24 protein-coding genes and 1 riboswitch are annotated in these 26371 nt (G+C 70.0%); of the genes, 15 read left to right on the top strand and 9 right to left on the bottom strand.

Going from position 1 to position 26371, the window contains the following annotated elements:
• The first annotated feature begins 167 nt into the window (after nt 1–167).
• The 10 genes from AB0958_RS37990 (at nt 168) to AB0958_RS38035 (ending at nt 10300) form a co-directional block, all read left to right on the top strand.
• Nucleotides 168–776 carry a CDP-alcohol phosphatidyltransferase family protein gene (locus tag AB0958_RS37990; RefSeq protein ID WP_366895055.1) on the top strand — a complete coding sequence of 203 codons (609 nt, stop codon included), beginning with the start codon at nt 168–170 and terminating at the stop codon, nt 774–776.
• A 126-nt stretch (nt 777–902) separates the two neighbouring features.
• Nucleotides 903–3398, top strand: coding sequence for a mannose-1-phosphate guanyltransferase (locus AB0958_RS37995; protein ID WP_358986394.1), 2496 nt, complete (start codon nt 903–905; stop codon nt 3396–3398).
• A 115-nt stretch (nt 3399–3513) separates the two neighbouring features.
• Nucleotides 3514–4425, top strand: coding sequence for a DUF881 domain-containing protein (locus tag AB0958_RS38000; RefSeq protein ID WP_366895056.1), 912 nt, complete (start codon nt 3514–3516; stop codon nt 4423–4425).
• A complete protein-coding gene (locus tag AB0958_RS38005) occupies nt 4422–4754 on the top strand; it encodes a small basic family protein (protein ID WP_132887715.1) in 333 nt (110 codons plus the stop codon). The genes AB0958_RS38000 and AB0958_RS38005 overlap by 4 nt, the downstream gene beginning before the upstream one ends.
• 5 nt (nt 4755–4759) lie before the next feature.
• The gene (locus AB0958_RS38010; RefSeq protein ID WP_366895075.1) at nt 4760–5596 is read left to right on the top strand and encodes a DUF881 domain-containing protein; all 837 of its coding nucleotides are present in this window, start codon (nt 4760–4762) and stop codon (nt 5594–5596) included.
• A gap of 190 nt (nt 5597–5786) precedes the next feature.
• The gene (locus AB0958_RS38015) at nt 5787–6617 is read left to right on the top strand and encodes an FHA domain-containing protein (protein ID WP_366895057.1); all 831 of its coding nucleotides are present in this window, start codon (nt 5787–5789) and stop codon (nt 6615–6617) included.
• 41 nt (nt 6618–6658) lie between these two features.
• A complete protein-coding gene (locus AB0958_RS38020; RefSeq protein WP_366895058.1) occupies nt 6659–7396 on the top strand; it encodes a MerR family transcriptional regulator in 738 nt (245 codons plus the stop codon).
• 91 nt (nt 7397–7487) lie between these two features.
• Nucleotides 7488–7961, top strand: a complete 474-nt coding sequence (locus AB0958_RS38025) for a bifunctional nuclease family protein (RefSeq protein ID WP_037684412.1) — start codon at nt 7488–7490, stop codon at nt 7959–7961.
• 278 nt (nt 7962–8239) lie between these two features.
• Nucleotides 8240–8878 carry a MerR family transcriptional regulator gene (locus tag AB0958_RS38030; RefSeq protein WP_366895059.1) on the top strand — a complete coding sequence of 213 codons (639 nt, stop codon included), beginning with the start codon at nt 8240–8242 and terminating at the stop codon, nt 8876–8878.
• Nucleotides 8879–8920: 42 nt separating this feature from the next.
• The gene (locus tag AB0958_RS38035) at nt 8921–10300 is read left to right on the top strand and encodes a DNA polymerase IV (RefSeq protein ID WP_366895060.1); all 1380 of its coding nucleotides are present in this window, start codon (nt 8921–8923) and stop codon (nt 10298–10300) included.
• A 56-nt stretch (nt 10301–10356) separates the two neighbouring features.
• Here the strand turns inward: AB0958_RS38035 and AB0958_RS38040 are convergent, their stop codons facing one another.
• Complete coding sequence (locus AB0958_RS38040) at nt 10357–10737, bottom strand: PRC-barrel domain-containing protein (RefSeq protein WP_366895061.1); 381 nt, start codon at nt 10735–10737, stop codon at nt 10357–10359.
• A 114-nt stretch (nt 10738–10851) separates the two neighbouring features.
• Nucleotides 10852–10946: riboswitch (glycine riboswitch) on the top strand.
• A 174-nt stretch (nt 10947–11120) separates the two neighbouring features.
• Between AB0958_RS38040 and gcvP the strand changes: the two genes are divergently transcribed.
• The gene (gene gcvP / locus AB0958_RS38045; protein ID WP_366895062.1) at nt 11121–14006 is read left to right on the top strand and encodes an aminomethyl-transferring glycine dehydrogenase; all 2886 of its coding nucleotides are present in this window, start codon (nt 11121–11123) and stop codon (nt 14004–14006) included.
• Nucleotides 14007–14062: 56 nt separating this feature from the next.
• Here the strand turns inward: gcvP and AB0958_RS38050 are convergent, their stop codons facing one another.
• The 7 genes from AB0958_RS38050 to AB0958_RS38080 form a co-directional block, all read right to left on the bottom strand.
• Nucleotides 14063–15130: an ABC transporter ATP-binding protein gene (locus AB0958_RS38050; RefSeq protein WP_366895063.1), complete on the bottom strand. Its 1068-nt coding sequence runs from the start codon at nt 15128–15130 to the stop codon at nt 14063–14065.
• A complete protein-coding gene (locus AB0958_RS38055; RefSeq protein ID WP_366895064.1) occupies nt 15127–15975 on the bottom strand; it encodes an ABC transporter permease in 849 nt (282 codons plus the stop codon). Before AB0958_RS38055 ends, AB0958_RS38050 begins: the two co-directional genes overlap by 4 nt.
• The gene (gene modA / locus AB0958_RS38060; protein ID WP_366895065.1) at nt 15972–16799 is read right to left on the bottom strand and encodes a molybdate ABC transporter substrate-binding protein; all 828 of its coding nucleotides are present in this window, start codon (nt 16797–16799) and stop codon (nt 15972–15974) included. Before modA ends, AB0958_RS38055 begins: the two co-directional genes overlap by 4 nt.
• Before the next feature lie 271 nt (nt 16800–17070).
• Entirely contained in the window at nt 17071–17466 is a 396-nt protein-coding gene (locus AB0958_RS38065; protein WP_366895066.1) for a helix-turn-helix transcriptional regulator, read from the bottom strand.
• A gap of 49 nt (nt 17467–17515) precedes the next feature.
• Complete coding sequence (locus tag AB0958_RS38070) at nt 17516–18037, bottom strand: hypothetical protein (RefSeq protein WP_366895067.1); 522 nt, start codon at nt 18035–18037, stop codon at nt 17516–17518.
• Between the two features lie 130 nt (nt 18038–18167).
• Nucleotides 18168–20123 (bottom strand): amino acid transporter, encoded by a 1956-nt coding sequence (locus tag AB0958_RS38075; RefSeq protein WP_366895068.1) that lies wholly within the window; start codon nt 20121–20123, stop codon nt 18168–18170.
• A gap of 269 nt (nt 20124–20392) precedes the next feature.
• Nucleotides 20393–20935, bottom strand: a complete 543-nt coding sequence (locus tag AB0958_RS38080; RefSeq protein WP_366895069.1) for a universal stress protein — start codon at nt 20933–20935, stop codon at nt 20393–20395.
• Nucleotides 20936–21585: 650 nt separating this feature from the next.
• Between AB0958_RS38080 and AB0958_RS38085 the strand changes: the two genes are divergently transcribed.
• The 4 genes from AB0958_RS38085 to AB0958_RS38100 are packed head-to-tail and all read left to right on the top strand — an operon-like array spanning nt 21586 to nt 25797.
• The gene (locus AB0958_RS38085; RefSeq protein WP_366895070.1) at nt 21586–22881 is read left to right on the top strand and encodes an extracellular solute-binding protein; all 1296 of its coding nucleotides are present in this window, start codon (nt 21586–21588) and stop codon (nt 22879–22881) included.
• A gap of 8 nt (nt 22882–22889) precedes the next feature.
• Nucleotides 22890–23885 (top strand): sugar ABC transporter permease, encoded by a 996-nt coding sequence (locus AB0958_RS38090; protein WP_366895071.1) that lies wholly within the window; start codon nt 22890–22892, stop codon nt 23883–23885.
• Nucleotides 23882–24715: a carbohydrate ABC transporter permease gene (locus tag AB0958_RS38095; RefSeq protein WP_366895073.1), complete on the top strand. Its 834-nt coding sequence runs from the start codon at nt 23882–23884 to the stop codon at nt 24713–24715. The genes AB0958_RS38090 and AB0958_RS38095 overlap by 4 nt, the downstream gene beginning before the upstream one ends.
• Before the next feature lie 29 nt (nt 24716–24744).
• Nucleotides 24745–25797 carry an endo-1,4-beta-xylanase gene (locus AB0958_RS38100; protein WP_366895074.1) on the top strand — a complete coding sequence of 351 codons (1053 nt, stop codon included), beginning with the start codon at nt 24745–24747 and terminating at the stop codon, nt 25795–25797.
• A gap of 107 nt (nt 25798–25904) precedes the next feature.
• Here the strand turns inward: AB0958_RS38100 and AB0958_RS38105 are convergent, their stop codons facing one another.
• Nucleotides 25905–26111 (bottom strand): DUF5999 family protein, encoded by a 207-nt coding sequence (locus tag AB0958_RS38105; RefSeq protein ID WP_046727224.1) that lies wholly within the window; start codon nt 26109–26111, stop codon nt 25905–25907.
• Nucleotides 26112–26371: the final 260 nt, after the last annotated feature.

Below are 26371 nucleotides of genomic sequence, written 5' to 3' on the forward strand. Positions count from 1 at the left end.
CAGCGCCGATGGTACTGCAGGGGGGACCCTGTGGGAGAGTAGGACGCCGCCGAACTCCCTTTAGAGCTCTGGCTCTTGGGCTACATGCCCAAGAGCCAGAGCTTTTTTGCGTTGAGGTAAGGTCAGGGGGCAAAGTTGGCTCGTTTCCCACCACAGGAGGCCCCCGGGTGGAGGTCCAGGAGACCCGCGTCCAGACGGATCGGGTACTCACCATCCCGAACATCCTCAGCATGGCGCGCCTCGTCGGTGTGCCCGTCTTCCTGTGGCTGATCCTGAGGCCCGAGTTCGGCGGTCCCAAGAGCGACGGCTGGGCCCTGCTGGTGCTCCTCTTCAGCGGCGTCAGCGACTACCTGGACGGCAAGCTGGCGCGGCGCTGGAACCAGATCAGCAGCCTCGGCCGGCTCCTCGACCCCGCCGCGGACCGGCTCTACGTCCTGTCGACGCTGCTCGGCCTCACCTGGCGCGAGATCCTGCCCCTCTGGTTGACGGCCGCGCTACTGCTGCGCGAACTGATGCTGCTGGTGATGGTGGGCATCCTTCGACGGCACGGCTACCCGCCGCCTCAGGTGAACTTCCTGGGCAAGGCCGCCACCTTCAATCTCATGTACGCGTTCCCGCTCCTGCTGCTCAGTGACGGAACCAGGTGGATCTCGTCACTCGCCGCAGTTTTCGGATGGGCGTTCGCCGGATGGGGTACAACCCTCTATTGGTGGGCAGGAGTGCTTTACGTGGTGCAGGTCCGCCGTCTGGTTCGCGCGGACGCCACAGCCGATTGAGCTCGGCGATTGTCCGGACGTAGTGGCTCTCGATTCCTCTCGATGGCCCGCAGCGCAAAAGTGCGGGACAATCTGGACGGGTGAAGTCGGCTAGACCGTCATCTCTTAGAGGAGGACGCTTCCGACATGAAGGCCGTCGTGATGGCCGGTGGTGAAGGCACACGCCTTCGCCCCATGACCTCCAGCATGCCCAAGCCGCTCCTTCCGGTCGTCAACCGGCCGATCATGGAGCACGTGCTACGGCTGCTCAAAAGGCATGGGCTCACCGAGACCGTGGTCACCGTGCAGTTCCTGGCATCGTTGGTCAAGAACTACTTCGGTGACGGCGAAGAGCTCGGCATGGAGCTCACCTATGCCAACGAGGAGAAGCCACTCGGTACCGCCGGAAGTGTCAAGAACGCCGAAGAGGCGTTGAAGGACGATGCTTTCCTTGTCATCTCCGGCGATGCACTGACCGACTTCGACCTCACCGAACTGATCAACTTCCACAAGGCGAAGGGCGCGCTCGTCACGGTGTGCCTGACGCGGGTGCCCAATCCACTGGAATTCGGCATCACCATCGTCGACGAGGAAGGCAAGGTCGAGCGCTTCCTGGAGAAGCCGACCTGGGGCCAGGTCTTCTCCGACACGGTGAACACGGGCATCTACGTGATGGAGCCCGAGGTGTTCGACTACGTCGAGGCCGACGTGCCCGTCGACTGGTCCGGCGACGTCTTCCCGCAGCTGATGAAGGAAGGCAAGCCCATCTACGGCTATGTCGCCGAGGGCTACTGGGAGGACGTCGGCACGCACGAGTCGTACGTGAAGGCGCAGGCCGACGTCCTGGAGGGCAAGGTCGACGTCGACATCGACGGCTTCGAGATATCGCCCGGCGTCTGGGTCGCCGAGGGTGCCGAGGTGCATGCCGACGCCGAACTGCGCGGGCCGCTCTACATCGGCGACTACGCCAAAGTGGAGGCCGGCGCGGAACTCCGGGAACACACCGTCGTCGGATCCAACGTCGTCGTCAAGAGCGGTGCCTTCCTGCATCGGGCCGTCGTCCACGACAACGTGTACGTCGGGCAGCACAGCAATCTGCGCGGCTGCGTCGTCGGCAAGAACACCGACATCATGCGGGCCGCCCGGATCGAGGACGGGGCGGTCATCGGTGACGAGTGCCTGATCGGTGAAGAATCGATCGTTCAGGGCAACGTCCGGGTCTATCCGTTCAAGACCATCGAAGCCGGCGCGTTCGTCAACACGTCGGTGATCTGGGAGTCGCGCGGGCAGGCGCATCTGTTCGGCGCCCGTGGTGTCTCCGGGATCCTGAACGTCGAGATCACGCCGGAACTGGCCGTGCGGCTGGCCGGCGCGTACGCGACCACCCTGAAGAAGGGCTCCACCGTCACGACGGCCCGTGACCACTCCCGTGGCGCCCGCGCGCTCAAGCGGGCGGTCATCTCCGCGCTCCAGGCCAGTGCCATCGACGTACGGGACCTGGAGAACGTGCCACTGCCCGTGGCGCGGCAGCAGACCGCCAGGGGCAGTGCGGGCGGCATCATGATCCGGACCTCACCCGGGGTGCCGGACTCCGTCGACATCATGTTCTTCGACGGAGCGGGCGCGGACCTGTCGCAGGCCAGCCAGCGCAAGCTGGACCGGATCTTCGCGCGGCAGGAGTACCGGCGTGCGTTCCCCGGTGAGATCGGCGACCTGTACTTCCCGGCCAGCGTCTTCGACTCGTACACCGGGGCGCTGCTGCGGAACGTCGACACGACCGGGATCCTCGAATCGGGCCTCAAGGTCGTCGTGGACGCCTCCAACGGCAGCGCGGGGCTCGTCCTGCCCAGCCTGCTCGGCAAGCTCGGGGTCGACTCGCTGACCATCAACCCCGGTCTCAACGAGGCCAGGCCCACCGAGACGGCAGAACAGCGACGGGCCGGGATGGTGCGCCTCGGTGAGATCGTGGCGTCTTCCGGAGCCGCGTTCGGGGTGCGGTTCGACCCGGTCGGCGAGCGGCTGTCCCTGGTGGACGAGAAGGGCCGCATCATCGAGGACGACCGGGCGCTGCTGGTGATGCTGGACCTGGTCGCCGCCGAGCGGCGCAGCGGCAGGGTGGCGCTCCCGGTCACCACGACCCGCATCGCCGAGCAGGTGGCCGCCTACCACGGCACCCAGGTCGAGTGGACGACGACCTCTCCGGACGACCTCACGCGCGTGGGCGGTGAGGAAGGCACCATCTTCGGTGGTGACGGCAAGGGCGGGTTCATCGTCCCCGAGTTCAGCAGTGTCTACGACGGTACGGCGGCCTTCGTACGCCTCATCGGTCTGGTGGCGCGCACGCAGCTCACGCTCAGCCAGATCGACGCGCGGATCCCGCGGGCTCACGTCCTCAAGCGGGACCTGGCGACGCCGTGGGCGGTCAAGGGCCTGGTCATGCGGCGTGTCGTCGAGGCGGCCGGTGACCGGTTCGTCGACACCACGGACGGCGTGCGGGTCGTCGAGACCGACGGGCGCTGGGTGATGGTGCTGCCCGACCCGGCCGAGGCGGTCACCCACCTGTGGGCGGAGGGGCCCGACGACGCCTCCGCGCAGGCCCTGTTGGACGAGTGGGCGGCGATCGTGGACAGCGCCGGACGGTAGGACGGTAAGAGCGGCCGCACGCGCGCGTGCCGGACAAGTGTCCCCCAGGGGGCCTGTCCGGCACGTCGGTGGGGCCGTTCGGAGGTACTGGTCGCGACATGCGACGATGTGCGGCATGCCGCAGCAACCCCCCGTTCGGAGCAGCGTTCCCCGGCCGCAGCGCCCGGACGCCTCCATGTCGTTGATCACCAACGTCATGGATCACAGCCTCGACGACGGTTACGCCGAGGCGGCGGCCCGGAAGCGGGCGCGCGGGGAGGGCGCCGGTATGCCCAAGACCCTCCGGGCCCGGCTGGGGCTCGCGGGCGGTCTGGTGCTGGCGGCGCTCGTGGTGACCGTGGGAGCGGCGCAGGCGCGGGTGGCGGCGCCCGTCGTGGCGAAGGAGCGCCAGGAGCTCATCGACCGCATCGACCGTGAGACGACGGCCGCGGACAAGCTGGAGAGCGACGTCGACGCGTTGCGGGACGACGTCAGCGACCGGCAGCGGTCGGCACTGAGGGCGAGCGGTGGCAGCGGGCAGGCGGACCTGGTGGGCGTCCTGTCGGGTGCCACCGCCGTGCACGGCCCCGGCGTGAAGCTGGTCGTGAACGACGCCAAGGAGGCCTCGTCGGGGGGCGACGCCGCCAATCCCCGGGAGACCTCCGGGTTCTCCGACACCGGCCGGGTGCGCGACCACGACCTGCAGCGGGTCGTGAACGGGCTGTGGGCCTCCGGTGCCGAGGCGATCGCCGTCAACGGTCAGCGGTTGACCGCCCTGTCCGCGATCAGGGCCGCGGGGGACGCGATACTGGTCGACAACAGGCCGCTGGTGCCGCCGTACACGGTGCTGGCGGTGGGGGACGGGGAAAGGCTCGGCTCCAGGTTCCAGGACAGTCCTGACGGGCTGTATCTGCATGCCCTGGAGGACAACTTCGACATCCGGGCGACCATCGCCACGCAGAGCGACGTCCGGCTTCCGGCCGCGCCGAGCGTGATCGTACGTACTGCACAGCCGTACACCGAGAAGACTGAGAAGGGCACATCGTGATCGCCGTACTTGGCCTCGTCGTGGGCATCGTGGCCGGACTGCTGGTCCGTCCTGAGGTTCCGGCGGTCGTCGAGCCGTATCTGCCGATCGCCGTCGTGGCGGCGCTCGACGCCGTCTTCGGTGGTCTGCGGGCCATGCTCGACGGGATCTTCGACGACAAGGTCTTCGTGGTGTCGTTCCTGTCCAACGTGGTGGTGGCCGCGCTGATCGTCTTCCTGGGCGACAAGCTGGGCGTCGGCTCGCAGCTGTCCACGGGTGTCGTGGTGGTGCTCGGCATCCGCATCTTCTCCAACGCCGCGGCGATCCGACGGCATGTCTTCCGGGCGTGAGCGGCATGGGTGAACACGAGGAGCGGCCGGAGCACCGGCTGCGCAGAGAACTTCCCGCGGAGGTGTCCCCGGCGGAGCCGGTGGCCGGACCCGCCGCCGAGCCGAAGCCGGAGACCGGACTGACCGGCCGGCAGCGGCTGGTCCAGGGGTTGTGGCCGCCACGGGTCAGCCGGGCCCAACTGATCGTCGCGGTGCTGCTGTTCGGGCTCGGTTTCGGGCTCGCCGTGCAGGTGGCGTCGAACAGCGACAGCGACAGCGCGCTGCGTGGGGCCCGACAGGAAGATCTTGTCCGCATCCTCGATGAACTGGATGCCCGTACGCAGCGTCTTGAGGACGAGAAGACAGGACTCGAAAAGCAGCGGCAGGAGTTGCAGAGCAGCTCCGACCAGGCCGCGGAGGCCCGTCGGCAGACGGCCGAGAAGGAGAAGCAACTCGGCATTCTGGCGGGAACCGTGGCGGCGCAGGGGCCTGGCATCACGATGACGGTCGACGACCCGAAGGGGACGGTACAGGCGGACATGCTGCTCGACGCGATACAGGAGCTGCGCGCGGCCGGCGCGGAGGCGATCCAGGTCAACGGGGTCCGGGTGATCGCGGGCACCTACCTCACGGACTCCGGCAAGAGTGTCAGCGTCGACGGGAACAAGATCACCCAGCCCTTCGTTTTCAAGGTGATCGGCAAACCGCAGGACCTCGAACCGGCTCTCAACATCCCCGGAGGCGTGGTGCAGACCCTGGAGAAGGAACAGGCGACGGTCAGCGTCGAGCGGTCGGCCGGGATCGTGGTGGACGCCTTGCGACCGGCGAAGCAGCCTGACTACGCTCGGTCGTCCTCACAGTGAACCGGTGGTGCATGGGGGACGTACGGCGAGGGCATGAGGATGCGGGGGGTCGACGCACCGGGGAGCCGGTGCGTGGTGGAAACTGTTTGGTGGATACGGACGTTGTGAGGTTGTCCGGGTCGGCCGGTTCATTCAGTCAGGGTTCGTCCTGCCCCACGGGCGGGTCTGTTTCGGTCAAGGGGAATCGCCCGTGAAGTTGTTTGCGAAGTTGTTCGGCAAGAGCGCGCGAGAGGGCAGCGAAAACGCGACCGCCCGCCATCGCGCACAGCCCGACGCAGAGGGCCAGCGTCCTCTGTTCCGGGACCAGGTGGCTGGTCCGGGGGGTGACATTTCGGGAGGTCAGGGCGCGCCGTCAGTTGACCCGTCCCAGTCCGGCGGCATAGGTTTCGGGCAACCGTCAACCTCAGGTGCGGGTGGAGGGTTCTCCTCCGGCCCGTACGCGTCCAACGCCCCGGCGGGGCAGCCGCGGCAGGAGGATCCGTCCATGTCGGCCCTGGTTTGTACGAGGTGCGGTAACCGCAACGCGGAGAACGCGCGTTTCTGTTCCAACTGCGGTGCCCCGCTGCGCGCGGGTGCCGTTCCCGAGCGTGCGTCCGAGACGACGTCCACGATCTCGATCTCCGGCCTGGAGGCCTACGACGCCGAGGTCACCGGGCAGACCCAGGTGCCGGCGCTCTCACCCGAGGCGCAGGCGGCCGTCGACGCGCTGCCGCTCGGTTCCGCGCTGCTGGTGGTGCGCCGTGGCCCCAACTCCGGCAGCAGGTTCCTGCTGGACAGCGACCTGACCACGGCCGGCCGGCACCCGCAGAGCGACATCTTCCTGGACGACGTGACGGTCTCGCGCCGCCATGTGGAGTTCCGCCGTCACCAGGACGGCTCGTTCACGGTGGCCGACGTGGGCAGCCTCAACGGCACGTACGTCAACCGGGAGCGGATCGACCAGGTCGCTCTGGCCAACGGCGACGAGGTCCAGATCGGCAAGTACCGGCTGGTCTTCTACGCGAGCCGGCAGGGCATCTGACCCGCCGGACCTCCGCTGGGGGACCCCAGGGAAGAAGGTCCATGCTGCACACACCGAGCGGCGGTGCCGGACAGGGCGCCGCCGCCACGGAAACCGGGCTGATGAGCATCGGCACGGTGCTGAACGTGCTGCGCGACGAGTTCCCCGAAGTCACCATCTCCAAGATCCGCTTCCTGGAGTCGGAGGGGCTCATCGAGCCGCGCCGGACTCCTTCCGGGTACCGCAAGTTCAGTGCCGGGGACGTAGAGCGTCTGGGACACGTCCTGCGGATGCAGCGGGACCACTATCTGCCGCTCAAGGTCATCCGGGAGCACCTGGACGCCATGGAGCGCGGGGAGGCCGTGCACCTTCCCGTGCTGGGGCGGCAGCGTGACGGCGAGGCGGTGCCGACGGTGCCTGAGGCGCCCACGGTGGCGCGGATCGGGCGCGAGGCGTTGCTCGCGGCCGCCGGGATCGACGAGGACTGCCTCGCGGAGTGGGAGTCGTACGGGCTGATCGCTCCTCTGGAGGACGGTGTCTACGACGTGGAGACGGTCACGGTGGCCTCGCTCGTGGCCGAGCTGGGGCGGTTCGGGATCGAACCGCGCCACCTGCGGGTGATGAAGGCGGCCGCCGACCGTGAGGCGGGTCTGGTGGACCAGGTGGTGGCCCCGCTCAGGCGCCACCGCAATCCGCAGACCAGGGTCCATGCCGAGGCCCGGACGAAGGAGCTGGCGGCGTTGACGGTGAAGCTGCACGCCGCGCTGGTGCAGATCGCACTCGGGGTGCGGCTGCCGTGACCGAAGTGACAGGACCCGGGCGGAGGCCGGATCGGGCGCGCGTTCCCGGCCCGACTACCCAAACATCCCGGGCACGGCCTAGGGTTGCTGTGTGAACGAGCTCGATGTCGTAGGTGTCCGGGTGGAAATGCCCTCCAACCAACCGATCGTGCTCCTGCGCGAAGTGGGAGGCGACCGTTACCTCCCCATCTGGATCGGGCCGGGGGAAGCGACGGCGATCGCCTTCGCCCAGCAGGGCATGGCCCCCGCGCGACCGCTGACCCACGACCTTTTCAAGGACGTGCTGGAGGCCGTCGGCCAGGAGCTCACCGAAGTACGCATCACCGACCTGCGTGAGGGCGTCTTCTACGCGGAGCTGGTCTTCGCCAGCGGCGTCGAGGTGAGCGCCCGTCCGTCCGACGCCATAGCGCTGGCGCTGCGCACCGGGACGCCGATCTTCGGCAGTGACACGGTGCTGGACGACGCGGGGATCGCGATCCCGGACGAGCAGGAGGACGAGGTGGAGAAGTTCCGCGAGTTCCTCGACCAGATCTCCCCCGAGGACTTCGGCACCAGCAGTCAGTGAGAACAGGTCGGCCCGTCATCTGCCGGAAAGCATCTGCCGGAAGGCCGGTGGCGGGCCGGTTCACGGGCCGGCACGGCCGAACTCGTGGGCAATTGCCAGCGGCCACTGAGAGCGTCCTGCGGCCTTGCGCCAGGGCATTCGGCTAGCCTTTCCCCGCGGTGGGGCACGGGAAACCACTCCTAGGGTGATTATCACTCGGCGTGCCGAGTGTGGCGATCGTTGACGCACCCCTGGTGACTGCCTACCGTCGAGAAGGCAGGTCAAGGACGGAGGTCGGCGTGAGAAGCAGCGGCGACGGTACGGCTGGGGGTGCCCCCGGACACGGTTTCGGGGAGAGCGGTCCATACCCGCTTCACAGCAGCGCAGCAGCCCCGCAGCGGCCGACGGCAGTGCCGAGCGGCGGAGGGGCGGCGTCCATGGCCACCGAGGAGATCGGCTACCGCGGGCCCACGGCCTGCGCGGCGGCCGGCATCACCTATCGGCAACTCGACTACTGGGCCCGCACCGGCCTGGTCGAGCCCAGTGTCCGGCCCGCCTACGGGTCGGGTACGCAGCGGCTGTACAGCTTCCGGGACGTCGTCGTCCTGAAGATCGTCAAGCGCTTCCTGGACACGGGTGTCTCCCTCCAGAACATCCGCAGCGCGGTCCAGCACCTCAGGGAACGCGGTTTCCGCGACCTGGAGCGCATGACCCTCATGAGCGACGGTGCCACGGTCTACGAGTGCACCTCGTCGGACGAGGTGCACGCCCTGCTCCAGGGCGGTCAGGGCATCTTCGGGATCGCGGTCGGCGTGGTCTGGCGGGACGTGGAAAGCGCGCTCTCCCAGCTGCACGGTGAGCGCGTCGACACCGGCGAGACCCTCGTCGGGCACAATCCCGCCGACGAACTCGCCAGGCGGCGCAACAAGGCGGTCTGACCTCCCGGCGCGTTGTCAGTGCCGTGGTGCAGCATCGACGGTGTGAGAAACGCGCCCACGATCCTGCATCTCGACATGGATGCCTTCTACGCCTCGGTGGAGCAGGCGTCCAAGCCGAGTCTGCGCGGGAAGGCCGTGGTCGTGGGCGGGCTCGGACCACGGGGTGTGGTGGCCACCGCGTCGTACGAGGCGCGGGTGTTCGGGGTGCACTCCGCGATGCCGATGGCGCAGGCGCGCAGGCTGGCGCCGAACGCCGCGTACCTGGTGCCGCGGTTCACGCTGTACCGGTCGGTCAGCGAGCAGGTCATGGCCCTGCTGCACGAGCTGTCGCCGTTGGTGGAGCCGCTCAGCCTGGACGAGGCGTTCGTGGACCTGGAGGCCGGTGGGACGGCCTGGGACGCGGCGTCGGCACAGTTGGCCGGGGAGCGGCTGCGCGCGGACATACGGGCCGCCACAGGGCTTTGCGGGTCCGTCGGGCTCGCCGCGTCCAAGATGCTCGCGAAGATCGCCTCCGAGCAGGCGAAGCCGGACGGGCTGGTGCTGATCGAGCCGGGCACGGAACGGGCGCTGCTCGGGCCGATGCCGGTGCGCACCCTGCCGGGGGTCGGGCCGGCCACGGGGGACCATCTGCGGCGGGCCGGGATCACCACGGTCGACGAGATCGCCGAGGCCGGTGAGGACGAACTGGTGCGGCTGCTCGGCAAGGCCCATGGGCACGCGCTGTACGCGATGGCGCTCGCCCACGACGAGCGGCCCGTGGTGGCCGAGCGTGAGGCCAAGTCGGTGTCGGTCGAGGACACCTACGACGTGGACATCCACGACCGGGTGAGAGTGGGGACGGAGGTGCGGCGGCTGGCGGACCGGTGCGTGCGGCGGCTGCGGGAAGCCGGGCTGTCCGGGCGGACGATCGTGCTGAAGGTGCGGCGGTACGACTTCTCGACGCTGACCCGGTCGGAGACGCTCAGGGGACCGACCGACGACCCGGCGGTCGTCCGGGAGGCGGCCGCGCGGCTGCTGGACTCGGTGGACACGACCGGGGGTGTGCGGCTGCTGGGGGTGGGCGTGACAGGGCTGGCCGACTACACCCAGGAAGACCTGTTCGCGCAGGCGGCGGGCGACGCGGCCGAGACGGTCCCGGTCGAGGACGACGTCGCGGCGCCGACGGCTTCGCAGGATTCGGTCACCGAGCGGCGGTGGCCCGCGGGCCACGACGTGCGGCATGCGGAGTACGGACACGGATGGGTGCAGGGGAGTGGGCTCGGGAGGGTGACGGTGCGGTTCGAGACGCCGGGGGCGGTGACGGCGGGGCGGGTGCGGACCTTCCGGGTCGACGACCTCGAGCTGGAGCCGGCGGATCCGCTGCCGCTGGTGGAGAAAGGACGGGGAGTGCGGGTGGACAGGGCCGGCGGAGGACAGGGGTGAGGGCTGGGCGGGTGAGGGCGGGGCGTGGTCGCCGGTCGGCTCCACCGGGTCGGGCGCTATGCCCCGGCGTCCTCCGTGCCCGCCAGCTTGCCGAAGTCGTGGTCCGGGTGAGGGCGCGGCGGGACAGGGGTGTCCAGGCCGTAGTGGTGGTAGAGCTGGAGCTCCTGCTCGGGCGACAGATGGCGGCCGACGCCGAAGTCCGGGGCGTCCCTGATCAACGCCCGTTCGAAGGGGACGCGCAGGGTGCCCTCGACCAGTTCGCTGGGCTCCAGGGGCACGAACGCGTCCCGGGAGAACAGGCCGGTGCGTATGGCCGCCCACTCCGGCACGCCCGTCGCGTCGTCGAGGTACACCTCGTCGATCGTGCCGATCTTCGTGCCGTTGCGGTCGAACGCCTTGCGGCCGATCAGGTTGCGCGGATCGATGTCGGTCTGCACGGGCCCTCCACTTGGTCGCAACTCATCCGTAAGCACTACAAAAGAGCACATTCAACGAGGCGGCCACTCGAAGACCCGTGCGCTGCCCCCGCTGGTAGGCTGGCAAGCGGCTGCTGACCCCGTGCGGGAGAGTCCTTCGGGTAAACCGGAGGCGCCGAAGGAGCAAATCCTCCCCGGAATCTCTCAGGCCCACGTACCGCACGGACGAGGTCACTCTGGAAAGCAGGGCGGATGTCGACGGTGTCCGCTCTCACCGACGGTGCAAGCCGGAGCCCTCGGGCGTCCGGCGAAGCTCTCAGGTTGAGATGACAGAGGGGGAGGCCGTCGGGGTACCCGTGCCGGGGTGCCCCTCGAAGGTCGCGTCAGACCAGGAGGCCTCCGCAATGACCGCCCACCGCCCCTCGCTCTCCGAGCTCGAACAGGGAATTCCCTTCGAGCAGCGTCACATCGGGCCCGACCAGGAGGCGCGGGCCAAGATGCTCGCGCAGGTCGGCTACGGCTCGCTGGACGAGCTGACGGCCGCCGCCGTGCCGGACGTGATCAAGAACGCCGACAGCCTGGAGCTGCCCGGCGCCCGCACCGAGGCCGAGGTGCTGGCCGAGCTGCGCTCGCTCGCCGACCGCAACCAGGTGCTCGGCTCGATGATCGGCCTGGGCTACTACGGCACCTTCACCCCGCCCGTCATCCTGCGCAACGTGATGGAGAACCCCGCCTGGTACACGGCCTACACGCCGTACCAGCCGGAGATCTCGCAGGGCCGGCTGGAAGCGCTGCTGAACTTCCAGACCGCGGTCGCCGACCTCACCGGACTGCCCACCTCCGGCGCCTCGCTGCTCGACGAGGGCACGGCCGCCGCCGAGGCCGTGGCCCTGTCGCTGCGCATGGGCAAGAACAAGAAGGGCGTCTACGTCGTCGACGCGGACGCGCTGCCGCAGACCATCGCCGTGATCCGGACCCGGGCCGAGCCGACGGGCCTGGAGGTCGTGGTCGCCGACCTCGCCGACGGCATCCCGGCGGACCTCGCCGCGCGTGAGATCAACGGCGTGCTCATCCAGTACCCCGGCGCCTCCGGAGCCGTACGCGACATCAAGCCCGTCATCGAGCAGGCGCACGAGCTCGGCGCGCTCGTCACCGTCGCCGCCGACCTGCTCGCGCTGACCCTGCTGGCCTCGCCGGGCGAGCTGGGCGCCGACATCGCCGTCGGCACCACCCAGCGCTTCGGCGTACCGATGGGCTTCGGCGGACCGCACGCCGGCTACATGGCGGTCCGCGAGAAGTTCGCGCGCAGCCTGCCCGGACGGCTCGTGGGCGTGTCCGTGGACGCCGACGGGAACAAGGCCTACCGGCTCGCGCTGCAGACCCGTGAGCAGCACATCCGCCGGGAGAAGGCCACCAGCAACATCTGCACCGCCCAGGTGCTGCTCGCCGTGATGGCCGGCATGTACGCCGTCTACCACGGCCCCGAGGGGCTCAGGGCCATCGCCCGGCGCACCCACCGGTACGCCACCGTCCTCGCGGCCGGGCTCACGGCAGGCGGTGTCGAGATCGTGCACGGCGCCTACTTCGACACCCTCACCGCCCGGGTGCCCGGCAAGGCGGCCGAGATCGTCGCCGCTGCCCGCGAGAACGGTGTCAACCTGCGGCTCGTCGACGCCGACCACGTCTCCATGGCCTGCGACGAGACCACCACGCGCGCCCAGCTGGCCGCCGTCTGGACCGCTTTCGGAGTCGAGGGCGACGTCGAGGCGCTCGACGCGACCGCCGAGGACACGCTGCCCGCGGCGCTGCTGCGCACCGAGGGCTACCTGACCCACCCCGTCTTCCACGACCACCGTTCCGAGACCGCGATGCTCCGCTACCTGCGCAGGCTCGCCGACCGGGACTACGCGCTGGACCGGGGCATGATCCCGCTGGGCTCCTGCACCATGAAGCTCAACGCGACCACCGAGATGGAGCCGGTCACCTGGCCCGAGTTCGGCCAGCTGCACCCCTTCGCCCCCGCCGAGCAGGCTCAGGGCTATCTGACGCTCATCCGGGAACTGGAGGAGCGGCTCGCCGAGGTCACCGGGTACGACAAGGTGTCCCTGCAGCCCAACGCCGGGTCGCAGGGCGAGCTCGCCGGACTGCTCGCCGTCCGCGCCTACCACCGGGCCAACGGCGACGCGCAGCGGACCGTCTGCCTGATCCCGTCCTCCGCGCACGGCACCAACGCCGCCAGCGCCGTGATGGCCGGGATGAAGGTCGTCGTCGTGAAGACCGCCGGGGACGGCGAGATCGACGTCGAGGACCTGCGGGCGAAGATCGAGCAGCACCGGGACGAGCTCGCGGTGCTGATGATCACCTACCCGTCCACCCACGGTGTGTTCGAGGAGCACGTCGCCGACATCTGCGGACAGGTCCACGAGGCCGGCGGCCAGGTCTACGTCGACGGCGCCAACCTGAACGCCCTGGTCGGCCTCGCCAAGCCGGGACACTTCGGCGGCGACGTGTCCCACCTGAATCTGCACAAGACCTTCTGCATCCCGCACGGCGGCGGCGGCCCGGGCGTCGGCCCGGTGGCGGTACGGGCCCACCTGGCGCCGTACCTGCCGAACCACCCGCTCCAGCCGGCCGCCGGGCCCGAAACCGGGGTCGGGCCGATCTCGGCCGCGCCCTGGGGTTCCGCGGGGATCCTGCCGATCTCGTGGGCGTACGTCCGGCTCATGGGCGGCGAGGGCCTGAAGCGGGCCACCCAGGTGGCCGTGCTCAGCGCCAACTACGTCGCCAAGCGCCTCGAGCCGCACTTCCCCGTGCTCTACACCGGCCCCGGCGGACTGGTCGCGCACGAGTGCATCATCGATCTGCGGCCGCTGACCAAGGCGACCGGGGTGAGCGTCGACGACGTCGCCAAGCGGCTGATCGACTACGGGTTCCACGCACCCACGATGTCGTTCCCCGTCGCGGGCACGCTGATGATCGAGCCGACCGAGTCCGAGGACCTCGGCGAGCTGGACCGGTTCTGCGACGCGATGATCGCCATCCGCGCGGAGATCGACAAGGTCGGGGCGGGACAGTGGCCCGCCGACGACAACCCGCTGCGGGGCGCTCCGCACACGGCCGCCGCGCTCGGCGGGGAGTGGGAGCACGCCTACTCCCGTGCGGAGGCGGTGTTCCCGGCCGGGGTGTCGGCCGCCGACAAGTACTGGCCGCCGGTGCGCCGCATCGACCAGGCCTTCGGCGACCGGAACCTGGTGTGTTCGTGCCCGCCGCTGGACGCGTACGAGGACTGAGCGGCCGTACCCACGGACACCGGCAGGAGGCCCCGCTTCGGCGGGGCCTTCCGCGTTCACGCCGGGTACGCGTGCGTCTGGCTCGCCTTCACCGTGGCCCAGACCGTGGCTCCCGGACGCAGGTCGAGTTCGGCCGCCGAGACCGTGGTGAGGTCGGCGGCGAGGGGCAGTCCGCCGGTCAGGCCGGCGCGGATCTGGTCGCCGTGCGTCTCCAGGCCGGTGACCTCGCAGCGCCAGAGGTTGCGGGCGCTGGTGCCCGTGGGGCGGTCCCGGAAGAGGGTCACCGCGCTCGGCGGGAAGGCGACGAAGACGTCACCGGACAGCTCCTCGGCGATGGTGATCGCGGGGCCGCTCGCGGTCTTCACCGTGTGGCCTTCGGCCCGGCCCCGGTAGAGGTTGAGGCCGACCAGGTGGGCGATGTAGTCGGTGCGCGGGTGACGGGCGATGTCGGCCGGGCTGCCCTGCTGGACGACCCTGCCGTCCTCGATCACGATCAGGCGGTCGGCCAGCACCATGGCGTCCAGCGGGTCGTGCGTCACCAGAACCGCGACGGCTTCGAACTCGGCGAGGTGCCGGCGGAGCTGGGAGCGTACGTCCAGCCGGGTGCGGGCGTCGAGGGCCGCGAGGGGTTCGTCCAGGAGGAGCAGCCGGGGGCGGGTGGCCAGCGCGCGGGCCAGGGCGACGCGCTGGGCCTGGCCGCCGGAGAGACGGCGGGGTTTGGCCCCGGCGTGGTCGGCGAGCCCCATCCGGTCCAGCCAGGCGGCTGCCAGCGCGCGGGACTCGGCCTTCGTCGCACCCTGGCAGCGCGGGCCGAAGGCGACGTTGTCCAGGGCCGTGAGGTGGGGGAAGAGGAGGTAGTCCTGGAAGACGACGCCCACCGGGCGGGATGCGGACGGCGTGCGGTCCAGCCGCTCGCCGTCCAGGTGGAGATGGCCGGCGGTGAGGTCGGTGAGACCGGCCAGGGCGCGCAGGGCGGTGGTCTTGCCCGCTCCGTTGGGGCCGAGGAGGGCGACGACCTCGCCGGGGGCGGCGGTGAGGGTGATGTCCAGGTGGAAGGCGGGGCGGGCGACGACGAGGTGCGCGTCGAGACCGGTGTCGGCCGCGGGCCGTGGCGGAGTGGTCATGGTGCTTTCATCCAACGGTCGCGCAGGCCCGCCAGTACCGCGATCGACACCGCCAGCAGGACCAGGCTGAGGGCGATCGCCGCGTCGGGGTCGTTCTGGAGGGCCAGGTAGACCGCCAGGGGCATGGTCTGGGTACGACCCGGGAAGTTGCCCGCGAAGGTGATCGTCGCTCCGAACTCGCCCAGCGCACGGGCCCAGGCGAGGACCGCGCCGGCCGCGATGCCGGGCGCGACGAGCGGGAGCGTGACCCGGCGGAACGCGGTGAAGCGGGAGGCGCCCAGGGTGGTCGCCGCCTCCTCGTAGCGTGGGTCGGCGGCGCGGAGCGTGCCCTCGACGCTGATCACCAGGAACGGCATGGCCACGAAGGACTCGGCGATGACCACCGCGGTCGTCGTGAACGGGAGCGTGATGCCGAACCAGGCGTCCAGCCACTGGCCGACGACGCCGTTGCGGCCGAGTGCCAGGAGGAGGGCCACACCGCCGACGACCGGGGGGAGGACCAGGGGGAGGGTGACCAGCGCTCGGACGAGACCCCGGCCGGGGAACCGGGTACGGGCCAGCAGCCAGGCCAGCGGCACGCCCAGGACCAGGCTCACCACCGTCGCCGCCGTCGCGCTGAACAGCGAGAGCTGGAGGGCCTGCCAGACGTCGGGGCTGGTCAGCAGGGAGGGGAGGCTGCTCCAGGGGGCGCGTAGGAGGAGCGCGACCAGGGGCAGGAGGAGGAACGCCAGAGCTACCGCTCCGGGGAGGAGGAGCGGTAGCGGTACGGCGGTGCGGACGCGTCGGCGCCGCGGGCGGCCGGTGCGGGGGCCGGCCGCGGCGCCGGACTCGTCGGCCCTCGTCACGGCTTGAGGAACCCGGCCTGGTTCAGGACCTGCTGACCCTCGGCGGACCGCACCAGTGCGATGAACGCCTTCGCCACCGACGGGTTCGGGGCGTTCTTCAGCAGAGCGATCGGATAGTCGTTGACCGCGCTCGCGGACTCGGGGAACTCCACGCCCCGCACCGTGCTGCCCGCGGCCTTCACGTCGGTCTTGTAGACGACGGCCGCGTCGGCCTCCTTGAGGACCACCTTGTTGAGGGCGGACTTGACGTCCTCCTCGTAGGAGACGGGGGTGAGCTTGAGCCTGCTCGCGTCCAGGGCCTTCTGGGCGGCCGCTCCGCAGGGCACCGTCCTGTCGCAGAGCACGACCTTGAGACCGGACCTAGTGAGGTCCTTGAGGGAGGAGATCTTGTCGGGGTTGCCCGGCAGGGTGGCGATCTCCAGCTGGTTGCGGACGAAGGTGGCCGGCGTGGTGGCGGTGTCCTTCTTGTCCGTCACGATCGCCATGGTCTTGGCGCTCGCGGCGGCGAAGACGTCGGCCGGCGCGCCGCTGGTGATCTGTGCGGCAAGGGCGTCGCTGCCGCCGAAGCTGAAGTCGACCGTGGTGCCCGGGTGGGCCTTCTCGAAGTCGGCCTTCAGTGTCGTGAAGCTCTCCTTGAGGGAGGCCGCCGCGAACACGGTGATCGAGCCCGACAGCTTGGGCGACGCCGACGACGAGGGGTCCGACTTGGTCGTGGTGGACGAGTCGCCGGAGGACGAGCAGGCGCTCAGGGCCAGCAGGGCCGCGATCGAGACACCGGCCACCTGAAAGCGCCGCCGGGTCCGTCGCGCGGAACGGTTCGTCACGAGTGAACTCCTCTGAGTCTTGTGAGAAAACTGTCGCGCCCTGCTGCGACCGGCGGAGGCCGCGTGATGATGATACTGCCGCATGTGCCAGGTGTAAGTCTCCTGTCGCATCGCATGAGCTGCATACATCGGCCATCGTCCTGGCATGTGCGTTTGTACGGTGCTGTGCCGCGGGTGCCGTCATCCGGAAGGTGGCCGCAGGTTGGACGACGTCCTCAGCGACGCCGGTGGTACGGCGTCCGGCGTCCGCCCGGACCGCGCGGGTGACCGGTCAGGCGCGGTCGATGTGCACGTTCGTCGACTTCACCCGTGCGGTGGCCTCCATGCCGACCTCCAGGCCGAGTTCCTCCACGGCCTCGCGGGTCAGCAGGGAGACCAGCCGGTGCGGGCCGGCCTGGATCTCGACCTGGGCGGCGACGTCGCCGAGCTTGATCGCGGTGACGATCCCGGGGAACGCGTTGCGGACCGAGGTGTGGGAGGCGTCCTCCTCGCCCGCGCCCGACTTGGCCAGCTCCACGGAGAACGCCGCGAGGTCCGTGCCGTCGATGAGCCGCCGGCCGCCCTCGTCGCGATGGGTGGCCATCCGGCCCGCGTCGGCCCAGCGGCGGGCGGTGTCCGGGCTGACGCCGAGCAGCCGTGCCGCCTGGCCGATCGTGTACGAAGGCATGCGCTCACCATAGGGCCGGGTGACGGGGGGTGCGGACGAGGGGCGGCGGTCAGCCGAGCCCCGACGCCTCCAGGACCGCGCGGGCGTTCGTGTCGTCGATCTCGTGGCCGAGCCGGGCCAGCACCTCGGTGCCCCGGCGCAGGGTGCCGCGCTCCAGGGAGCGGCGGACGCCGGTGTCCAGCTCGTGCCAGAGCAGGGGGTTGGCGTACAGGACAGCCGGGTCGAGCTCCAGCCGGTTGCCCAGGGTGTCGCGCAGGACCAGATGCGCCGCGACGTCGCCGTACTGCCCGACGGAGACGAGGGAGTCGGTGCGGACCGTACGGCGGCGTAGCGGGCCGCGTACCGCGAGCCAGCCGGGCCCCGCGGTGACGCGGGCCGGCAGCAGCATGCTGAGGATGGCGGCCGAGAGGGTCACCCAGAGCAGCGCACGGACCGGGGTGAGGCTGCCGGCGTCCCAGTCCACCCCGAGGGTGAGGCCGCCGAAGCCGAGGGCACAGCAGGCGGCCAGACGTGCGCTGCCGCGCCAGGTGCGGTCGCCGGTCGCCCGGCCGACGGGTCCTCTGTCCTCCATGAGGCCGACGGTAGGGGCCGGTGGGCGCGGGGGAGCGACCCATAACGGGGTTCTTATGCGGACTGACCGGTTATTGACGGGATTCTTACGGCGGGGGTCGAGGGGAGCCGGGGTTCCGGGAGGACGAGGGTCAGCCCGTGTGGACGCGCGGGCGTCGGGCGCGGTCCGGCTCGGCCTCGCGCAGCACCTCCCGGGTGACCGGGGCGACCTCGCCCTGGCCGAAGAGGAAGAAGCGCAGGAAGTTCGCGAACGGACCGCCCTCGGTCCACTCGAAGTAGATGTGCGGGATGACGCCGGTCTCGTCGCGGACGTGCAGCAGCAGGGCGGCCAGGGCGTTGGGGATGGAGGCCGACTCCAGGGTCAGCACGCGGTAGCGGCCGTGCAGGACCTCGCCGCGGACGGTGAGGCCCGCCTCGAACTCGGAGGGGTCGGTGACGGTGACCTCGACGAAGACGAAGTCCTCCTGCTCGGGCATGTCGTTGTCGGCCCGGATCTGGTCGATCTTGTCGCGGTACTCGGCCTTGTCACGGGCGTCCGGCTCGTTGGCGATGAACCGGATCCTGCGGCTGGCCATGTCCCTGATGAACCGCTCCGCCATGTCGTCGAGGGTCACACTCGTCACGCGCAGCTCGAAGGCGCGGGCCAGCCGCGACAGCAGCGACACCAGGATGATGCCGACGATGAAGCAGGCACCGATCTTCACACCGTCCGGGCGCTCGATGACGTTCACGACGGTCGTGTACAGGAACACCGCCGAGATCACCGCGAAGGCGACGGACCACTTGTGCTGTCCTGCCTTGCGGGCGGCGATGGTCACCGCGATGGCCGCGGAGCTGATCAGGACCAGCACGCCGGTGGCGTAGGCGCCGCCCTGCGCGTCCACGCTGGCGTCGAAGATCCAGGTGACCAGGAAGGCGATCAGGGTGAAGACGATGACCATCGGACGCACCGCGCGGGCCCAGTGCGGGGCCATGCCGTAGCGGGGCAGGTAGCGGGGCATCAGGTTGAGCAGCCCGGCCATGGCGGAGGCGCCGGCGAACCACAGGATGCAGATCGTGGAGATGTCGTAGACCGTGCCGAAGGCGCCGCCCAGGTACTGGTGCGCGAGGTAGGCGAGGGCACGGCCGTTGGCGGCGCCGCCCGGCTTGAACTCGTTCTCCGGGATCAGCAGCGTGGTGATGAAGCTGGTCGCGATCAGGAAGACGCTCATGATCAGGGCGGCCGTGGTGAGCAGCTTCTTGGCGTCCCGGATCCGGCCGGTGGGCTGCTGCTCGGTGTCGCCCGGGTCGCCCTTGACGTGCGGCATGACGGCGACACCGGTCTCGAACCCGGACAGGCCGAGGGCGAGCTTCGGGAAGACGATCAGGGCGACGCCGACCATGACGAAGACGTTGCCGTGTTCCGCGGTGAGGGCGCTGGTCCAGTCGGTGACGACGTGCTCGGCGGTGACGACGTGCCAGAAGCCGACGATCACCACGACGACGTTGAGGGCGAGGTAGACCCCCACCAGGGCGACCGCGACGCCGATCGCCTCCAGGAAGCCCTTGAGGAAGACCGCGCCGAGCAGTGCCACCAGGAACAGCGTGATGATCATCTGCTTGCCCTGCAGGGCGTCGCTCAGATGGGGGTTCTCCACCAGGTGGGTGGAGGCGTCGGCGGCCGAGAGCGTGATGGTGATCAGGAAGTCGGTGGCGGCGAAGCCGAGCAGGGTCAGCACGAACAGCTTGCCCTGCCAGAAGGAGAGCAGGCGCTCCAGCATGGCGATGGAACCCTCGCCGTGCGGACTCTCCTCGGCGACGCGGCGGTAGACCGGCAGGGCGCCGGCCAGGGTGACGATCACGAGCACGATGGTCGCGATCGGCGAGAGCAGGCCGGCCGCGAGGGCGGCGATGCCCGGCTGGTAGCCGAGGGTCGAGAAGTAGTCCACACCGGTCAGGCACATCACCCGCCACCAGCGCTGGCCCTGGTGCGGGGGTTCGGGCTGCGCGTGGGGGCCCGTGTGGCCGCCGTCCTTGCCCATGTCGGACAGCCCCTCCAGCATCCAGGCGCGCAGGCGACTGGTAGGGGGGTGCTCGGTCGTGGCCATCGGGCGGGCTCCTGGTGTCCGGCGCGGTGTGGTGCGGGGGTGGTTCGGTTTCCGGCCATCACGCGGACGGCGGCACCAGCGTATGCAGAGAGTGACGCGTGGGCCCACGGATCAGCGGTGCCTGAGGCGTCAAGCTTGCGTTAAGAATGGCCTGGCGGGCGCGGGTGGGCAGCTGGAAAAGAGGGGCCGGAGACGGCGAGGGCGCGTTCGCCTGTACGGGGGGCGGCGGCCGGGCGGGCGGGACCGGACACCGAGCGTTATCCGTACGACTACGACAACTGCTTCGCACTCAGCGGGAGGTGCCAGCTGTTGCGACGGTGTGCGGACGCCAACGTGCTCTCCAGAGGGGAGGGCGGGACGGCCAGGACGGGGCACCGCGCGTGGTGGAGGCAGTAGGCGGCCACCCGGCCCGAGAAGGCCCGGCGCCAGCCGCGCCTGCCGGTACCGACGACCAGGACGTCCTCGTCCCGGTCGGCCAGCTCCACCAGGGCCCGCCCCGGGGCGCCGCGCACGACGAGGGCGTGCAGCGGTGCGCCGGTTCCGGCGTCGCCGAGGACGTCCGACAGCACTGCGCACAACCGGTGCCGGGCCAGCCGTTCCCACTCGTCGACCAGCAGGGTCGAGGCGGCGGACCGCCGCGCCGCCAGTTCACCGCCCGGCGGCTCCCAGGCCAGTACCGGCCACAGCTCCGCGCCACGCCGTCGGGCCTCCGCCGCCGCCCGGCACAGGGCCGTGACGCTGCCCAGCGAACCGCTCACTCCGACCACGACCCGACCGGGCCCGTGGGCGTGGTCACGGGACTTGGACCCCACCGTTCCTCCACAGCTGTCCCGGGCTTCTCCCAGAGGAAGTTCGGGTACCCCGGCCCGGGGGCCGTCACACTCCCCGTCAGATCCCCGTGGCGCGGGCCGCGTTCGGCATGTTCGGCGCGGAACATCGGAGGGCTTCAGGACATCTCGTAAAGTTCGCCAATCTTGCCGAAACTTTCGGCACCCGGATGCGACGGACCCTGGTCGGCCGCGCAGCCGGTCCCCGCAGGTGCGCGGGCTCGGCCGGGAGCGGACTTCCTGCTCCCGGCCGAACGGTCCCCGTCCCTGCCGTCGGCGGCACACCGGCCGTCGGCCCGCCGCGCCGTTCGGGCGGGGCGGGGGAGCGGTGGCGCGGTCCGTGCTTCTCGGGGACGAGACGTCCGACGGTTCCGTCCGGTCGGCCGAACCGGTCGGGTGGATCCGTCCGCGGAGGACCGGACCGCCTTCAGCTGGTCCGCGTGCGTGCCCATCAGCTGTTGCGCGACACCTTGACGCTCCTGATCCGCCTTTCTAGAGTCGCCGTTCGGAACGTTCGAGGAAAATGTCGAATGTTTCGGAGATGCAGGGCGGGCACGGCCCCCGAAAGTTTCGAAGTTCCAGAGAACCATCGAACCAGGACGGCGTCGGTCGTCCCGTACCCCGAGGAGCGCATCATGGGCGACCCGGCACTGTCCCGTCGCGGTTTCCTGGCGGCCACCGCGGCCGCCGGCCTGGGCATGACCGCCCTGAGCGGCTGCGGTTCGGGCGACGGCGGCTCGTCGTCGTCGGGGAAGGTCACGGTCGAGTGGTGGAACATCTCCACCACCCAGCCGACCAAGAACGTCTGGGCGGGCCTGGCCAGGAAGTTCGAGGCCCAGAACCCGCACGTGAAGCTGAAGATCGTGCAGTTGGAGAACGACGCCTACAAATCCAAGATGACGGCGCTCATAGCCTCCGGCAAACTCCCGGACATCTTCCACACCTGGGGCGGCGGGGTCCTCAAGCAGCAGGTCGACGCCGGCCTCGTCGAGGACCTCACCGACGGCACCAAGCCCTGGGCGGAGGGCATGCTGTCGGTCGCCAAGCAGCCGTACCTCATCGACCAGAAGCTGTACGGCATTCCGTTCGACATCGGCATGATCGGCTTCTGGTACAACAAGGCGCACTTCAAGAAGGCGGGGATCAGCGAACCTCCCACCACCTGGAGCGGATTCCTCGACGCCGTGCGGAAGCTGAAGGCCGTCGGCATCACTCCGCTCGCCCTCGCGGGCAAGGAGAGCTGGACGGGTATGTACTACTGGGCGTACCTGGCGATGCGCACAGCGGGTCTCGACGCACTCCAGAAGGCGGACGAGGCCAAGGACTTCACCGGCACCGGGTTCGTCCAGGCCGGACAGCACCTGAAGGAACTCGTCGATCTCCAGCCGTTCCAGAAGGGCTTCCTCGGCGCCGCCTACTCCGCGCCCACCGGCCAGGCGGCCGCCGTCGGCAACGGCAAGGCGGCCATGGAGCTGATGGGCCAGTGGGCCCCCGTGGTGGAGGCGGACGCGGGCAAGGGCCTCGGTTCGGACCTCGGCTTCTTCCCCTTCCCCGCCGTCGACGGCGGCAAGGGTGCCATCACCGAGGTCTTCGGCGGTGGCGGCGGACATGCCCTGCGCAAGGGCGCCCCGAAGGAAGCCGTCGACTTCCTGAAGTTCTTCGCCTCCGAGACCACCGACCTGGTGCTCGTCGAGAAGACCAACACGCTCCCGGTGGTCCCCGGCGCGGAGAAGGCGCTGAAGGACCCGAACACCAAGGCCGTGCAGGCGCAGTTGAAGGGTGCCACCGGATTCCAGCTCTACCTCGACCAGGCGTACGCGCCCGCCGTCGGCCAGCAGATCAACGACAGCGTGGCCGGGCTGATCGCCGGCTCCAAGTCGCCGGAACAGGTGACGCAGGAGATCACCAAGACCGCGAAGGAAGAGCAGTAGGCCGCCCGATGACCTCGACCTACCTGCCCGGCACCCGGTCGGGACCGGACTCCGTGTCCCAGCCGCGTCCGGCCCCCGACCGGGCGCGGTCCCGGCGCCGGCTGCTGCACTGGCTCACCGCGATGGGCTTCCAGCTGCCCGCCCTCGCGCTGTTCGGCGTCCTCGTCCTGCTGCCGATCCTGTTCGCGCTCTACGCCTCGTTCTTCCGCTGGGGCGGCTTCGGCATGCCCTCCGACTACACCGGCACCGACAACTTCACCCACCTCTTCCAGGACGACGTCTTCCTTGGCGACCTCTGGCGCTGCCTGGTCCTGGTCGTGTTCTCGCTGGCCCTGCAACTGCCGTTCGCACTGGCCATGGCGGTCCTGCTCAACCAGCGGATCCGCGGCCGGGCCGTCTACCGGATGCTGTTCTTCGCGCCGTACGTGCTCTCCGAGGCGATCACCGGCGTGCTGTTCGGCATGATCTTCGCCCCCGGCGACGGCCTCGCCGACCACCTGCTGAGCGACATCGGCCTCGGCGCGCTCGGCGGTAAGTGGTTCTCCGACCCCTCCACCGTCATGGCCACCCTGTTCCTGGTCATGACCTGGAAGTACTTCGGCTTCCACATGATGCTCTACCTGGCCGGGCTCCAGTCCATCCCGGCCGAGCTGACGGAGGCCGCGACCGTCGACGGCGCCTCGCCCTGGCAGCGTTTCCGGCACGTCACCCTGCCGCTGCTCGCGCCCACCCTGCGGATCAGCGTCTTCCTGTCGGTGATCGGCGCCATCCAGCTCTTCGACCTGGTGTGGGTGGTCACCGCGGGCGGCCCCGACCATCACTCGGAGACCATGGCCGTGACCATGTTCCAGTACGGCTTCAAGCGCTACCAGGTCGGCTACGCCAGCGCGATCAGCGTCGCCATGTTCGCCGTCAGCCTCGTCTTCGGCCTCGCCTACCAGCGATTCGTGCTCCGCCGCGACCTGGCGGGCGCCACCACGAACATGCGGGGGGACGGCGCATGAGCGACAGCCGCAAGACCGTACGGACACTTCCGCTGCACCTGGTCCTCGTCGTGGTCGGCGCCCTGATGGTCGTACCCCTGCTGTACGCCCTGCTGTCCGGGTTCAAGACGACGAGTGAGCTGTCCCGCAACCCGGTAGGGCTGCCCGAGTCCTGGGTCACCTCCAACTACACCGGCATCCTCGGCTCCGGCGCGTTCTGGCGGCTGGTCGGCAACAGCACGCTGATCGCGGTCGGCACCACCGTGCTCGTGGTCGCGGTGTCGGCGCTGGCCGCCTTCTCCTTCGCGCGGTTCGCCTTCCGCGGGCGGGAGGTCCTGTTCACCGTGTTCACGATGGGCCTGATGTTCCCCTTCGCGGTGGCCGCCCTGCCCCTCTTCCTGCTGCTGCGCTCGATGCACCTGCTGGACAACCCGCTGGGCGTGATCCTGCCGCAGGCCGCGTTCGGGCTGCCGATGACCATCATCATCCTGCGCGGCTTCTTCCGGGAGATCCCCGGGGAGCTGGAGGAGGCGGCCACCCTCGACGGCTGCGGGCCGTTCGGCTTCTTCTGGCGGATCCTGCTGCCCATGGCCCGGCCGGCGCTCGGCACGGTCTCCGTGCTCGCGGTCGTCACCAGCTGGAACAACTTCTTCCTGCCGCTGCTGGTCTTCACCGACTCCACCTGGTGGACCGTCCCCATCGGCGTGCAGCAGTTCCAGGGCCAGTACTCCGCCGACACCGCCCGCGTCTTCGCCTATCTGGTCCTCGCCATGGTGCCCGCCCTGGCCTTCTACTCGGTCGCCGAACGCCAGCTGGTCGGCGGCCTCACCGCCGGCGCCACCAAGGGCTGAACACCCCTTCCACCCACAGGAGTCGTACGATGTCACGCACACGTCTCAGACTCGCCGGTGCCCTCGCCGCCGTGCTCGTGGCGGCCGGGATCGCCACCGGACCCGCCGCCCAGGCCCACGACCGGCAGCCCACCCTCGCCGAGCTGGCCCATCGGCACGGCCGTTACTTCGGCAGCGCCACCGACAACCCCGAACTCACCGACACCGCCTACACCAGGCTGCTCGGCTCCGAGTTCGACATGATCACACCCGGCAACGGCATGAAGTGGTATGCCACGGAGCCCCAGCAGGGCGTCTTCGACTGGACCGCCGGTGACCAGATCGTCGACCTCGCCCGCGAGCACCACCAGCGGGTCCGCGCCCACACCCTGGTCTGGCACAGCCAGCTGCCCGACTGGCTCACCTCCCGCACCTGGACGGCTCCCGAACTGCGGGCGGTGCTGAAGAAGCACATCCAGACCGAGGTACGGCACTACCGCGGCAAGGTCTACTCCTGGGACGTCGTCAACGAGGCGTTCAACGAGGACGGCAGCTACCGCGAGACCATCTGGTACAAGACCCTCGGGCCCGGGTACATCGCCGACGCGCTGCGCTGGGCCCACCAGGCCGACCCGCACGCCAAGCTGTACCTCAACGACTACAACATCGAGGCCACCGGCCCGAAGAGCGACGCCTACTACACGCTCGCCCGCGAACTGAAGGCCGCGCACGTGCCGTTGGACGGCATCGGCTTCCAGGCCCACCTCGCCCTCCAGTACGGCTATCCCGGCACGCTGGAGGAGAACCTCCGCCGCTTCTCCCGCCTCGGCCTGGACACCGCGCTCACCGAGGTGGACGTCCGGATGCAACTGCCCGCGACCGACGAGAAGCTGGCCGAGCAGGCGACCTGGTACGCGGACCTGACCAGGGCGTGCCTGGCGGTACGGCGGTGCGTGGGGATCACGATCTGGGACTGGACGGACAAGTACTCGTGGATCCCGGCCGTCTTCCAGGGAGAGGGCGCGGCCCTGCCCTGGGACGAGCAACTCGCCCCCAAACCGGCCTACTTCGCGCTGCGCGCAGCACTCGGCCACCAAGAGTGACGGACCCCGGACGCACGTCGGGGCCGGTGCGCACCAGGTGTGCGTCCGGCCCCTTCATTGTCACCGGGCGGAGCGGCGGGGCCGCCCGGGGTTGGTGCGGAGTCCGCTCAGGCCGCGGTCATCACGCTGCCGGCACCGAGCGGGCGGTGCGGGGCGATGATCTGGCCGTCGGGCAGGAGCTCACCGGTGTCCTCGAAGAGGAGAACGCCGTTGCACAGCAGGCTCCAGCCCTGCTCCGGGTGGTGCGCCGTGAGACGGGCGGACTCCCGGTCGGCGGATTCGGCGGTCGGACACGGCGGTTGGTGCTGGCACATGGGTGGGGTCTCTCGCTTTGTTGTGGTCATGTCGGTCCCCCGTGGAGATGAGTCGGTCGTGAACCAGTGTTGCCCTCCGGGCGTTGTTCCGCAGGGATTTCGCGGCACCGCTTCTCACAGGTTTCAGACGCGTCACCCGGCCGGACGGTTCACCTCGACCGGCTTGTCAATTCGGATGGTTTCCCATGGCCGGATGGGGCTAGTTCTTCTCGTGCGAGCGGTGAATTGCTCGTACGAGCAATTCACCGCTCGCACGAGAA

The sequence above is a fragment of the Streptomyces sp. NPDC006655 genome (assembly GCF_040703965.1).
Taxonomy (GTDB): domain Bacteria; phylum Actinomycetota; class Actinomycetes; order Streptomycetales; family Streptomycetaceae; genus Streptomyces.